This window comes from Mycolicibacterium phocaicum, assembly GCF_010731115.1.
In the GTDB taxonomy this organism is placed as follows: domain Bacteria; phylum Actinomycetota; class Actinomycetes; order Mycobacteriales; family Mycobacteriaceae; genus Mycobacterium; species Mycobacterium phocaicum.
The window spans coordinates 1,157,633-1,170,560 of sequence record NZ_AP022616.1; the positions used below are offsets into that span (position 1 = coordinate 1,157,633).

At 67.1% G+C, this 12,928-nt stretch carries 14 protein-coding genes; 2 read left to right on the plus strand and 12 right to left on the minus strand.

The features are described from left to right. Positions 1-5: 5 nt before the first annotated feature. From ruvB to G6N46_RS05615, 9 genes are all read right to left on the minus strand, one after another. The gene (ruvB, locus tag G6N46_RS05575) at positions 6-1,064 is read right to left on the minus strand and encodes a Holliday junction branch migration DNA helicase RuvB (protein WP_060999866.1); all 1,059 of its coding nucleotides are present in this window, start codon (positions 1,062-1,064) and stop codon (positions 6-8) included. Next, positions 1,061-1,648, minus strand: a complete 588-nt coding sequence (gene ruvA / locus G6N46_RS05580) for a Holliday junction branch migration protein RuvA (protein ID WP_133426747.1) — start codon at positions 1,646-1,648, stop codon at positions 1,061-1,063. Before ruvA ends, ruvB begins: the two co-directional genes overlap by 4 nt. Then, positions 1,645-2,202 carry a crossover junction endodeoxyribonuclease RuvC gene (gene ruvC / locus G6N46_RS05585; RefSeq protein ID WP_133426748.1) on the minus strand — a complete coding sequence of 186 codons (558 nt, stop codon included), beginning with the start codon at positions 2,200-2,202 and terminating at the stop codon, positions 1,645-1,647. Before ruvC ends, ruvA begins: the two co-directional genes overlap by 4 nt. Before the next feature lie 76 nt (positions 2,203-2,278). Continuing rightward, positions 2,279-2,599 carry a hypothetical protein gene (locus G6N46_RS05590; protein ID WP_133426749.1) on the minus strand — a complete coding sequence of 107 codons (321 nt, stop codon included), beginning with the start codon at positions 2,597-2,599 and terminating at the stop codon, positions 2,279-2,281. A gap of 60 nt (positions 2,600-2,659) precedes the next feature. Next, positions 2,660-3,106: a hypothetical protein gene (locus G6N46_RS05595; RefSeq protein WP_133426750.1), complete on the minus strand. Its 447-nt coding sequence runs from the start codon at positions 3,104-3,106 to the stop codon at positions 2,660-2,662. A 21-nt stretch (positions 3,107-3,127) separates the two neighbouring features. Then, positions 3,128-3,547 carry a MarR family winged helix-turn-helix transcriptional regulator gene (locus G6N46_RS05600; protein WP_133426751.1) on the minus strand — a complete coding sequence of 140 codons (420 nt, stop codon included), beginning with the start codon at positions 3,545-3,547 and terminating at the stop codon, positions 3,128-3,130. 25 nt (positions 3,548-3,572) lie between these two features. Continuing rightward, on the minus strand, positions 3,573-4,328 hold the full coding sequence (locus G6N46_RS05605) for a YebC/PmpR family DNA-binding transcriptional regulator (protein WP_020101773.1): 756 nt from the start codon (positions 4,326-4,328) through the stop codon (positions 3,573-3,575). A gap of 103 nt (positions 4,329-4,431) precedes the next feature. Then, the gene (locus G6N46_RS05610; RefSeq protein WP_138249053.1) at positions 4,432-5,895 is read right to left on the minus strand and encodes a hypothetical protein; all 1,464 of its coding nucleotides are present in this window, start codon (positions 5,893-5,895) and stop codon (positions 4,432-4,434) included. Between the two features lie 431 nt (positions 5,896-6,326). After that, positions 6,327-8,252, minus strand: coding sequence for an ArnT family glycosyltransferase (locus tag G6N46_RS05615; RefSeq protein ID WP_133426753.1), 1,926 nt, complete (start codon positions 8,250-8,252; stop codon positions 6,327-6,329). Between the two features lie 138 nt (positions 8,253-8,390). Between G6N46_RS05615 and G6N46_RS05620 the strand changes: the two genes are divergently transcribed. Both G6N46_RS05620 and G6N46_RS05625 read left to right on the plus strand, forming a co-directional pair. Beyond that, positions 8,391-9,596 carry an esterase/lipase family protein gene (locus G6N46_RS05620; protein ID WP_133426754.1) on the plus strand — a complete coding sequence of 402 codons (1,206 nt, stop codon included), beginning with the start codon at positions 8,391-8,393 and terminating at the stop codon, positions 9,594-9,596. 207 nt (positions 9,597-9,803) lie between these two features. Further along, positions 9,804-10,538 (plus strand): hypothetical protein, encoded by a 735-nt coding sequence (locus G6N46_RS05625; RefSeq protein WP_133426755.1) that lies wholly within the window; start codon positions 9,804-9,806, stop codon positions 10,536-10,538. A gap of 18 nt (positions 10,539-10,556) precedes the next feature. Here G6N46_RS05625 and pdxT read toward each other — a convergent pair whose 3' ends face one another. From pdxT to pdxS, 3 genes are read right to left on the minus strand one after another with little or no spacing between them, the layout of a single operon-like run. Then, positions 10,557-11,144, minus strand: a complete 588-nt coding sequence (gene pdxT, locus G6N46_RS05630; protein WP_133426756.1) for a pyridoxal 5'-phosphate synthase glutaminase subunit PdxT — start codon at positions 11,142-11,144, stop codon at positions 10,557-10,559. Then, positions 11,141-11,986 carry an acyl-CoA thioesterase II gene (gene tesB / locus G6N46_RS05635; RefSeq protein WP_020101777.1) on the minus strand — a complete coding sequence of 282 codons (846 nt, stop codon included), beginning with the start codon at positions 11,984-11,986 and terminating at the stop codon, positions 11,141-11,143. Before tesB ends, pdxT begins: the two co-directional genes overlap by 4 nt. 9 nt (positions 11,987-11,995) lie before the next feature. Beyond that, the gene (gene pdxS, locus G6N46_RS05640; RefSeq protein ID WP_020101778.1) at positions 11,996-12,901 is read right to left on the minus strand and encodes a pyridoxal 5'-phosphate synthase lyase subunit PdxS; all 906 of its coding nucleotides are present in this window, start codon (positions 12,899-12,901) and stop codon (positions 11,996-11,998) included. Positions 12,902-12,928 lie beyond the last annotated feature (27 nt).

The following is a 12,928-nucleotide window of genomic DNA, read 5'->3' on the forward strand; positions in this document are numbered from 1 at the left end:
GGGCCTTATTCAAACAGGCCGGCCTGCCCAAGTCCGTTTATCGGTGGTTGCAGGCCCAGGTGCGTCCACGCCTGCGGCGTCGCCACGCGCCCCCGCGGCGTCCGGGCGATCATGCCGGCCCGCACCAGGAACGGCTCGCACACCTCCTCGACGGTGGTGGCCTCCTCCCCGACTGCGACCGCCAGCGTCGAGACGCCGACCGGACCGCCCCCGAAACTCTTTGTGAGCGCGGTCAATACGGCCCTGTCGAGCCGGTCTAGGCCGAGCTCGTCGACGTCATAGACCGCCAGCGCAGCCTTGGCCACGTCCCGGGTGATGACGCCGTCGGCACGAACCTCGGCGTAGTCCCGGACGCGGCGCAGCAACCGGTTCGCGATACGCGGCGTGCCGCGGGACCGCCGGGCCACCTCGGCGCCGGCTTCGGCACCGAGTTCGATGCCGAGGATGCCGGCCGACCGGGCGAGCACCCGCTCCAGTTCAGGTGGCTCGTAGAAGTCCATGTGCGCGGTGAAGCCGAACCGGTCACGCAGCGGGCCGGTCAGCGCTCCCGACCGGGTCGTCGCACCGACCAGGGTGAACGGGGCGACCTCCAGCGGAATCGACGTCGCCCCGGGCCCCTTGCCGACCACCACGTCGACCCGGAAGTCCTCCATGGCGAGGTACAGCATCTCCTCGGCGGGTCGGGCGATGCGGTGAATCTCGTCGATGAACAGCACGTCGCCCTCGACGAGGTTGCTGAGCATGGCGGCCAGGTCGCCGGCGCGTTCCAGCGCGGGTCCGGAGGTGACGCGCAGCGACGAACTCAGCTCGGCGGCGATGATCATGGCCAGCGAGGTCTTGCCGAGGCCGGGCGGCCCGGACAGCAGGATGTGGTCCGGCGTGCCGCCGCGATTCTTGGCGCCTTCGAGCACCAGTTGCAGCTGTTCACGCACCCGGGGCTGGCCGATGAACTCGCGCAGCGACTTGGGCCGCAAGCTGGCGTCGACATCGCCCTCACCGACGGTCAGCGCGGGCGAGACGTCGCGCTCGTCGGGTTCGGCGCCCTCGTCCTCGAACCGGCTCACTTCTTACCCAGCATCGACAGGGCCGCCCGCAGCGCGGTGGCGGTGTTGGCCTCGGGATCGTTGGCGAGCACCTTGTCGGTGGCCTCTTCGGCCTGCTTGGCCGGAAAGCCGAGGCCGACAAGGGCTTCCACGACGGGCCCACGGATGGAGTGGCCACCGGCGACGCCGGCGCCGGCACCCGCCGTCGCACCGATCTTGTCGCGCAGTTCCAGCACCATGCGCTCGGCGCCGCGCTTTCCGATGCCCGGAACCCGGGTCAGCGCGGTGACGTCGCCGTCGGCCAGCGCCTGTCGCAACGTCGGAGCGTCGTAGACCGCGAGGGTCGCCAGCGCGATCTTGGGCCCGACGCCGGAGACGCCGAGCAGGACGTTGAACAGATCCCGGGCGTCGGAGTCGGCGAAACCGTACAGCGTCTGGGAGTCCTCGCGCACGATCATCGCGGTGATGAGCCGCGACTCGGTGCCGCGGCGCAGCGTGGACAGTGTCGCCGGGGTGGCCATGATCTTGTAGCCGACACCGGCGGCCTCGATCACCGCGTGATCGAGCGCGATGTCGATGACCTCGCCACGGACCGATGCGATCATGCGCGTGCCGCCTTCACCTTCGCTGCGTACTGCTTCTTGAACTCCGCCGCTTTGGCCTCCGCCGCGGCCATCCGGGCGATCATGGGCGCCCGCCAGCAGTGGCAGATGGCCAGCGCGAGCGCGTCGGCAGCGTCGGCCGGAGTCGGTTTCTGTTGCAGCCCAAGAATTTTGGTGACCATGGTGGTCACCTGGGCCTTGTCCGCACGACCGTTTCCGGTGACCGCGGCCTTGACCTCACTGGGCGTGTGGAAATGGACGTCGATCCCCCGGCGTGCGGCGGCCAGCGCGATGACACCGCCGGCCTGGGCGGTGCCCATGGCGGTGTTGGCGTTCTGGTTGGCGAACACCCGCTCGATGGCGATGACGTCGGGACGATGGGTGTCCATCCAGTGCTCGACGGTGTCACTGACGGTCAGGAGCCGCCGCTGCAACTCGACGTCGGACGGGGTGCGCACCACGTCGACATCGAGCGCGGTGACCTTGCGCCCTGTGCCCCCCTCGATCATCGAGAGACCACAGCGCGTCAGACCAGGGTCGACGCCCATCACCCGCACGCCCACTCCTCACTAGTCCCGAACAGCTGTTCGATAGCTTAGCGGGCGGGGGCGACAGGTTGCGCCAGGGACACGCTCAGATCTGGAAGTACCCGGACCGCGCGCCCTGCTGAATCTCCTGGGCCAGCTCGGCGATGCGCGCTTCCGACGCGCCCCACCAGCGGACCAGTTCACGGTGCGTCTCGGCGCCCTCGCGTTCCACGATGATCGACCAACGGACGCCGAACAGCTTGGCCAGCAGCCAGAACGGCCACGCCAGCAGGAATGGCAGCACCAGGGCGACGGCGAACCAGTCCAGCAGGAAGAAATCGTCGCCGTCGAGCGCGTCGGAGTACGGCCACCAGCGCCGGCGCACTCGCCACTCCGTCCCGTCCGGGTCCCGCACCGCAGCAGCCATCGTGACATCTTGCAGTGCACCGGTGATTTCCGCCGCGCGACACCGACCCGACACGCCTGCTCACAGGTACCGCGATCCCGGGTGAGCCACCATCAAGACGACAACGATCACCCACAGCAGGTTGAAGATGCCGGTCACCATGCCGAGGGCACGCAATTGCCGGCCGTCGTCGGGCTCCGCGAGCGCCCGTTGCTGTCGGGGCGCGATCTGCAGCACGAGCAGCCCGCCCGCGGCGGCGGTGAGCACCATCGACACGATGATCCACACCTCGGTCGAGCGCCCTTGCACCCCCGCGAGCGCGAGGCCGACGACCGGCACCGCGAGCGCCAGCACGCCATAGACGCGCGTGATGCGGTGCAGCACACGCGCGACGCCGACGCTCCGATCAGCACCCTCGACCGCCCGGGCCACCGGTGCATATCGGGGAAACAGACTGGCAGCCACGGCAACCGGGCCCACGAACAGGATTCCCGCCAGCACATGGACCGACAACAGAACAGCTTGCATAACCTTCAGCCTAACTGAAGGTTATTGCGAAACGGAGGTGACCCGCCTCATGTACGCGCGTAGCGCCTCGGTCAGTTCTGGATGTTGCGCCGCGAATTCGGCGTCCAGCTCCGCCACCACGTCGGCGGCGCGGTTCAGCAGCGACTCTCCGGCAGCCGTCACGCGCAAGGTGGACGCCGCCCCGGCATGCGCCGTCGCGTCCTCGACCAGGCCTGCCTCGACGAATGCCGCCACGGCAGTATGCGCGCTCTGCACGGTGATACGTGACCGCCGGGCGAGTTCACTGAACGAGATTCCGGCGCTACCCCGGATGTGGCCCAGCAGCCCGTACTTGCGCGTCGTCAGCCCGAGGGGTTTGAGGGCGTCGGCGAACGCGGCATCCCACACCCGGCTGACGGTCAACAGCGCGACGGTCGGGCTGAACGGAGGCGGCTCGGACATGCTCGGCAGGCTACCGCCGGAGCGGCTACTCCTCGTCGAGCTGCGCGGCGACGTCGTCCGGGATCTCGACGTTGGTGTAGACGTTCTGCACATCGTCGCTGTCCTCCAGCGCGTCGACGAGCTTGAACACCTTGCGGGCGCCTTCGAGGTCGACCTCGACGGACACCGACGACTGGAAGCCGGACTCGGCTGAGTCGTAGTCGATGCCGGCGTCCTGCAGCGCCGTGCGAACCGCGACCAGGTCGGTGGGCTCGCAGATGACCTCGAACGAGTCACCGAGGTCGTTGACCTCTTCGGCACCGGCATCCAGGACGGCCATCAGCACGTCGTCTTCGGTCTGGCCGTTCTTCTCCAGGGTGATGATGCCCTTGCGCGAGAACAGGTAGGCCACCGAACCCGGGTCGGCCATGTTGCCGCCGTTGCGGGTCATCGCGACGCGAACCTCGCCCGCGGCCCGGTTGCGGTTGTCGGTCAGACACTCGATGAGCACCGCGACACCGTTGGGGCCGTAGCCCTCGTACATGATGGTCTGCCAGTCGGCGCCACCGGCTTCTTCACCGCCGCCACGCTTGCGGGCGCGCTCGATGTTGTCGTTGGGGACCGAGCTCTTCTTGGCCTTCTGGATGGCGTCGTAGAGGGTCGGGTTACCGCCTGGGTCGCCGCCGCCGACGCGGGCCGCGACCTCGATGTTCTTGATCAGCTTGGCGAACATCTTGCCGCGCTTGGCGTCGATGACGGCCTTCTTGTGCTTGGTTGTCGCCCACTTGGAATGGCCGCTCATGCGTGTACGCCCTCTTTCTGATCAAACGTCAGCTGACCAGTTTACGTGGGCCGGTCACGCGGTCTGCGCAGACGGGACGGCAGCACCGCTTTCACGCGCGCGATCAGTTGCCGTCGAAGCAAACCACCCGTTTCGCCACCGACTTGACCAGCGATTTACAGGGGAAAGCAGTTCCCGGCCCCATGACCACCGTCAGCTTGCCGTCGGCACCCTTCTGCAAGATCACCGTGCCGGTCTCGAGTTGGATATCGTCACGCCTGATTTTCGCGACATACCACCCTGACCCGGCTCCGTCGATATCGGTGACGTGGAACAGCGGCCGACCGTTCTTGAATATGCTCGCCGACTCGGAACGCTTGAGGGCCTGGATGACGTCGTCGTCCGACGGACCACTTAACGCCGATACGACGATGGACAGCGCTGCAATCACCGCGACGCCGATAGTCGCCACCAACAGCGTCTTGCCGGTCGTGATCGGTTCGGTTGTCACGCCGGCGGCCGCAGCCCGATTCCAGTCGGCGATCAGTTCGCGGTCATAGCCCTCCTGCCGGATCCGAACGTCGATGTAGATCAGCGCCTGCAGGACTCGGAAGAACCCGATCATCACACCGAGCACGCCCGCGAAGAGCAGCAGGTCAACCCCCGCCAGCAGTGGACTCTCGAACAGATCCGTCAGGATCTGTTCGCCCAACAGCGTGAAGTAGCCCCACAAAACGGCCACCATGCACACGCTCCACAGCAGATGGATGCCGAGAATGCGCCCGAACGCGGGTTTGAGCAGTTGCACGGATCGTTGGAGCGCCGCTCCGACGCCACGACCTTCGACCACGACGGCGATGGGCGCCAGGCTGAGGAGCAGACCAAGGCCAAAGTAGATCGGGAACATCACCAGGAACGCCAATACCAATCCGCCCGGTCCGGCGAGGGCGATCATCACCTTCGGGCTACTCGTCAGAACGAGGTAGAACACGAGCTGAGGGAGAAACAGAATCGCGTAGAACACGAGCGTGAGTCGGCAGACCGCAAACATGCGATGCCGAGCATGACGGAGCACGTCACGCGACTGGATCGGCAGGCCGCGCACAGCCCGGTCGGTAGCGATGACCGTCAGCGAGATCAGCAGCGCGTCTGTCGGCAGGGCGATCACCGCGACTACGACGAAGTAGACGAGCCAGATCACCAGCATCCCGGTCATCAGATTGTCCAGGTTGGCGAGGCCACCCGCGCCGACCGACATGGTCGCCTTCACCACGATGGTGCTGATCGTCGCGCCCGACGCGTAAACGAACAGCACGAAACCGGCCAGGATCGCCACCGGGATACCCAGCAATGCGGGCCAGTATCGGACCATGATCTTCGCGGTACCGCTGAAGATTTCGGGAATCGCCATGGCGCGCAAAGGGATCAACGGGGTCGGCGCCGTCTGCGCCGGCCCGGCTGCAACCGTCGAGGCCGTGTGTCGCTGACGCAGGTACACCCCGCTGAGGCCGCACGCCACCGCCAGCAGGACCCAGTTAAGACCCGACGAGACGAACAGCGCCAACAAGAGAAAGACCGCCGCCGCCATCCATAGCAAGTGCCACGGCTTAATTACCAGACCCGCTCCGGGCGCAGGTCCGGCTACCCCCGGAGCGATTTGCGGTTGATAGAAACCGGCTCGATGATCAGTTTGCGGAGGCCCGGGCGGCACGCCGAACTGCGCCGGCCCGGCGGGATACGGCGGTCGCGAAGCGGCCGATCCGTAGTGCGGCGGAGTCGGCCTACGGAAGTCGCCATATGGACCGGCAATGCTGTTCGCCTCATTTTGTCCAGCATCAGAATTCGGCATCGCCACTCCTTCGACCGAGAGGAATCCGCTGGATTACAGCACAGCACGAATCAGGCATTCCATCGGCCGAACGGACGACATGGACGTCGAGACGGTTCCGTTTCTGCCGCCGACGGCCTATTAGCTCATATCACCGGGCTGCGGCTCCGAGAGACTGAGCCGGGCAAAGCCTACTTCTTGACCGGCTGCATCAGGTTGTAGACGGTGTCGGAACCGACCTTCATGGGCGTGAAGTTGGCACCCACCCAGTCGGCGATGTCGCTGTGCGCGTCGGCGCCCCAGTGCCCCTTGTTATCGGAGACGATGTAGTACGCCACCTCGTGGCCCGCCACGTAGGACTGGAACTGCTGCAGCGTCGGTGCCGGGTCACTGCCACCGAAGCCACCGATCGCGATGACGGGCGTGCGGGTGTCGAGTTCCAGACCGGCGGCCGGCGATGACCGGTCGATCGCGGCGGACCACTTGGTGGTCGTGGCCTTGAGCAGCGCGTTCAACTGGGGGTTCTCGTCACGCTGACCGAAGCCGCCGTGTCCCTTGTCGTCCTTGTCGGCCGGGCCGACCGACGGTCCGCCGCCGAGGTGCGGCTGCCCGAAGGTCGCGAGCGAGTAGGCCACCGATCCCCCGACCGCGCCGAACATCGCCAGGCCCAGGGCCAGCGCCGCCACGCGCTTGCGGTCGAGACGGCGCGACCAGATGAGGCCGGCAGCCCCGACGACGGCGGCGGCCAGGATCACCCAGCGGAGCGCGGGCAGCCAGTCGGCGTTGCGGCCGAGGATCACGAAACCCCAAGCGCCACTGGCCAAGAGCACGGCGGCCAAACCGATCCGGTGGAATCGCGTGTCCCGGCGGCGCCAGAACTCGATGACGAAGATCGCGAACATCGCGGCCATCGCCGGCGCCAGCGCGAGGCAGTAGTACGGGTGGACGTTGGTCTTCATGAAGCTCAGCACCAGCCCGACACTGACCAGCCAGCCACCGAACAGGATGGCGCCGGCGCGGACCCGGTCGGTGCGGGGTGCCCGTCCGCGGGAGATCAGCACGAGCACCGTGGCCAGGAGCGCGGCCGGCACCAGCCAGCCGATCTCGTAACCGAACTCGCCGGTGAACAGCCGGGGCAGGCCCTGCGTCTGATCGCCCATGCCGAAGCCGTGGTGTCCGGCCGTCTTGATCGCCTCGCCGGCGGCGTGGCCGGCGTGTTCACCGGTGAGGGTGTGCACCGTGGAGGGCTTGTCGGGGTCGGTCCGGCCCATGTGGTTCTTGCCGAGCACCCGGCCAAAGCCGTTGTAGCCCAACACCAGATTCATGAAGCTGTTGTCGGTCGAACCCGCCATGTACGGCCGCGACGACGCCGGCCACAGGATCGTGAGCACCACGAACCAGCCGGCGGAGATCAGCATCGCGACAAACGCGCCGAGCAGGTGCCACAGCCGGGTGCGCAGCACGACGGGCGCGGCGACGAGGTACGTCAGGCCGAGGGCCGGCATCACCATCAGGCCCTCGAGCATCTTGGCCAGGAACGCGAAACCCAGTGCGACGCCGGCCAGGGCCATCCACTTGGCGCCCTTTTCCTTCAGGGCCCGGACCGTGAAGTACGCCGCCAGCGTCATCAGCAGCACCATGGCCGCGTCGGGATTGTTGAAGCGGAACATCATGGCCGACACCGGAGTCAGCGCGAGCACGGCGCCGGCGAGCAGGCCGGCGGCCGGACCACTGATCCGTCGTACCGCGGCGTAGAGCAGCCAGACCGCGCCGACGGCCATCAATGCCTCGGGGATCAACATGCTCGCGCTGCTGAAGCCGAAAATCTGCCCGGACAGCGCCATCACCCACTGCGACAGCGGCGGTTTGTCGACAGTGATGACGTTGTTCGGGTCGATGGACCCGAACAGCAGCGCCTCCCAGTTGCGCGAGCCGGCCCACACCGCGGCGGCGTAGAACTGGTTGCCCATGCCGTTGACGGTGATGTTCCACAGGTAGCCGGCGGCCGTGACGACCAGCAGCGCGGCAAGTGCCGCGCGCTCGCGGGTCTTGGTGGGCGCCGTGGTCTCCGGCTCGGCCGTCGGGGCGTCCAGGACGGCGGCGGATGTCGTAGTCACCCGACCATTAAGGCAGCTCCAGCTATGGCCGAGCTGTGAAGTCGGCGAGCCGCCGCTATGACGTGACGGTGCGATGAAACTGCTCACAGTCAGCGGATTCACAGGAGGCAATCCAGTGAACAGTCGTACACTCAAGTCATGGACGAACCCCTCGCCAGCGAAGCCGCCGCCCTCACCGAGCTCGGCCTCAACGAGCTGGGCACCGCCGTAGACGGCATCCACAAGGTGCAGCGCGCCATCTCCGAGCGGGTGTTCCGGCTGGTGGGGTTCGGAGTCGGCCCGGCGGCCAAACCCGTGAAGGTCGTCTACGACGCCATCACCGACGGCGTCTGCTCCACCATCAGTCATGTCGCGGCGACGGCCGCGCCCATCGCCGGCAAGGCGGTACACGACCAGACCGCCGGCAAGCTGTCAGACCAGGCCGGCGGCGCGCGCGTGCTCGCGGTGCTGCAGGGATTGATCGGCGACAAGCTCCACGAGCAGGGTTCGGTACTGGCGACCACGATGTCGGTGCGCGTCGACAGCCGGCCGGTGGACCTCGACACCGACAGCCTGCGCGCCGCCTACCCGGCCGCGACGGGTGACGTCGTGGTGTTCGTCCACGGCCTGATCGAGACCGAGGCCTTCTGGGCGCTCGGGAAACGGCCGACGTACGGCCAGCGACTCGGCGCCGACATCGGCATCACCGGCGTCGAGATCCGCTACAACACCGGCCTGCACATCTCCGACAACGGCGTGCTGCTCTCCGAACTGCTGGACCGATTGGTATCCGCCTGGCCGGTGCCGGTCACGTCGATCTCGCTGGTCGGCCATTCGATGGGCGGACTGGTGATCCGATCGGCCTGCGCGGTGCCCGGCGGTGCGTGGCTGGACCGGGTGCGCGCCGTCGTCTCGCTGGGCACCCCGCACACCGGCGCCCCGCTGGAGAAGGTCGTGCACTACGGATCGGCTGCGCTCAGCGCACTGCCCGAGACCCGCCCGTTCGGCAGCCTGCTGCGACGGCGCAGCACCGGAATCCGCGATCTGCGGTTCGGCTCGCTCGACGAACGTGACTGGCGTGACCGCGAACCGGATGCCTTGCGCGCGGCGCCGCCGATCGACGTGCCGCTGCTCGGCGGGGTCTCGTACTACTGCGTCACCGCGACCATCGCCCGTACCCCGGCCAACCCGATCGGCTGGGTGCTGGGCGACGGGCTGGTGCAGGTGCGCAGCGCGCAGGGCCGAAGCCGCAAGCGCGACATGGGTTTCGAGCGCGACAATCGCCTGCACCTGCCGGAGGCGCACCACTTCACGCTGCTCAACGACGAACGGATCTACGAGCGCCTGAGGGTCTGGTTGGCATAGTTAGCTGCGGTGGTTGCCGTCACTCTCTCGGCGGCGTCGACCGAACGTATGAATTTCACCGCTTTTGTGCCGAATGGCAAACCAATCTGCACCACAAGCAGCTGGACTACATGCTATTACTGTGCAATCCAGTTAACTGTGCGCGAGCACCGAGAGTGAGTGAGCCGTCCCATGCTTCGTCGAGTTGTCGAAATAGCCGGAGTGACGGTGGCTGCGGGACTGATCTGGCCCGTACTGGCGCCGACAGGCATGGCACACGCCGACCCGGTCGCCACCGTGAAGGCTCGGACGCAGCGGATGAGCGACGCCAATCTCGGCTCGCACCAGGAAGGTTGGTACAACGTGGGCGACAAGGTGACTCTCGTCTGCTCCAAGCGCGGGCAGAACGTCAAGGGCTTCTTCAGTTTCAACATCCCCGGCGGCTGGGACAACCTCTGGTACCAGACGTCCGACGGACACTTCGTGGCCGACGTGGATATCGAAACCGGCACGCTCAACGACGTGACGGGCATCTGCGGCGACAACCGCCAACCGGCACCCGCGGCCGCCCAACCCACCGGCGGGATTTCCACCTTCGTCGCAAACACCACCGGACAGCAGATCGGCGACGGCCAGTGCGTCACACTGATCAAGCGGTATCTGAGCGATGTCTACGGCATCGCCGCAGGCTCGTGGGGCAACGCGATCGACTATCGCAGCGGCGGCCGAGGCGGTAATGAACTCCAGGCGCGCGGGTTCACCTGGAGCAACGACCGGGACTTCAACGACGGTGATATCCTTGTGTGGCAACAGGATTCGCGGTTTGCGTATCTGCCGCAAGGGCACATCGCCACGTGGTACAACGGCAAGATATACGACCAGAACTATGCCGGACGACTGACCGCCGGTTCCGACCCGTTCTCCGGATACGGCTACCTGGGACGCTGGCGAAAGACCTCATAGGTCTCACGCGACCGCACTCTACTGGCCGAGAGAGTCCACGAAGAGTTTGTGGACGCGCCGGTCACCGGTGACCTCGGGGTGGAACGACGTGGCGAGCATGCGGCCCTGACGGACGGCGACAGGATGTCCGGCCGCGCTGGCCAGCACCTCGACGTCGGGCCCGACGCGCTCGACCCAGGGCGCCCGGATGAACACCGCGTGCACGGGATCGTCGAGGCCGACGAAATCGAGGTCGTCTTCGAACGAGTCGACCTGACGACCGAAAGCGTTGCGCCGCACCGTCATATCGATCCCGCGTAGCGGCAGGGCCTCCCGGCCCGGCACGCCCGCGTCGTTGATCTCGGTGGCGAGCAGGATCATGCCGGCGCACGATCCGTAGCACGGCATGCCCGCGGCCAGGCGGTCGCGCAGCGGCTCCAGTAGCTCGAGCTCGCGCAGCAGATGGCTCATCGCGGTAGATTCACCGCCCGGGATCACCAGGGCGTCAACGGCATTCAGCTCCGTGAGGCGCCGGACCGTCGACACCTCGGCGCCTGCCTCGCGCAGGGCAGCCAGATGCTCTCGGGTGTCCCCCTGCAACGCGAGGACACCGACGTGCGGGCTCACTCCGCCGGCGGGACGAAGCCGCGGTTGTAGCGGGTCAGCCCCTCCTGCATCACAGCGGCCACCATCTCGCCGTACTGGTTGAAGATCTTGCCCTGCGTCAGCGCGCGGCCCCCGGTTGCCGACGGCGACGACTGGTCGTACAACAACCATTCGTCGGCCCGGAACGGCCGCATGAACCACATCGCGTGGTCCAGCGAGGCGATGTTCATATGTTTGCGTACCTCAAGGTGATTCACCTGCGCCGAGCCCAACAGGGTCAGGTCGCTCATGTAGGCCAGGGCGCAGATGTGCAGGACGTGGTCGTCGGGCAGCGGGTCGCGGTGCCGGAACCACACCTGCTGCTGCGACGCCTTGCCGGGCACCCGGGCCACCTGGTCGCGCGGCACGATGCGCACGTCCCACTCGGCGAACTGGGCGAAGCCGGCGTCGTCGAACGCCCCGGCGGACCGGAAGCCCTTCGACAGGTCGGGCGGCGGCGGCACCGGCATCGCGTCCTGGTGCTCGATGCCCGTCTGGTCGGTCTGGAACGACGCCGACATCGAGAAGATGGTCTCGCCGTGTTGGATGGCGCTCACCCGGCGGGTGCAGAACGACCCACCGTCGCGGATGCGCTCCACCATGTACACCGTCGGTGCGCGGGCGTCACCGGGACGCAGGAAGTACCCGTGCAGCGAGTGCACCTGGTACTTCGGCTCCACGGTGCGCACCGCCGACACCAACGACTGACCGGCTACGTGGCCACCGAAAGTGCGCTGCAGGAAGCCCGATTCCGGGCTGAAAACACTGCCGCGGTAGATGTTGACCTCGAGTTGCTCGAGATCGAGTATCTGCTCGATTGCCACGGGTTGGTGTTACCAGCCCCGCTCGGCGAGCCGATGAGGCTCCGGCACATCCTCCACGTTGATGCCGACCATGGCCTCACCCAGACCGCGCGACACCTTGGCCAGCGTGTCGGGGTCGTCGTAGAACGTCGTGGCCTTGACGATGGCCGCGGCGCGGGCCGCCGGGTCACCGGACTTGAAGATGCCCGAGCCGACGAACACACCCTCGGCGCCCAGCTGCATCATCATCGCGGCGTCGGCCGGGGTGGCGATGCCACCGGCGGTGAACAGCGTCACGGGCAGCTTGCCGGCCCGCGCGACCTCGACCACCAGCTCGTACGGCGCCTGCAATTCCTTTGCGGCAACGTACAGTTCGTCCTCCGACAGCGACGTCAGCCGACGGATCTCGCCGCCGATCTTGCGCATGTGGGTGGTGGCGTTGGAGACATCCCCGGTGCCGGCCTCACCCTTGGAGCGGATCATCGCCGCGCCCTCGTTGATCCGGCGCAGGGCCTCACCCAGGTTGGTCGCGCCGCACACGAACGGCACGGTGAACTTCCACTTGTCGATGTGGTGGGTGTAGTCGGCCGGGGTCAACACCTCGGACTCGTCGATGTAGTCCACCCCGAGGCTCTGCAGAATCTGCGCCTCGACGAAGTGGCCGATACGGGCCTTGGCCATCACCGGGATGGTGACGGCGTCGATGATGCCCTCGATCATGTCCGGGTCGCTCATCCGCGAGACGCCGCCCTGCGCGCGGATATCGGCGGGAACGCGCTCGAGCGCCATGACGGCGACGGCGCCTGAGCCTTCGGCGATGCGCGCCTGCTCGGGTGTTACGACGTCCATGATGACGCCGCCCTTCAGCATCTCGGCCATGCCGCGCTTGACCCGGGCGGTGCCCGTCTGACCGCTGTTATCCGCTGCGGTATCCACTGCAATCTCCCTCAAGAATTTGGTACC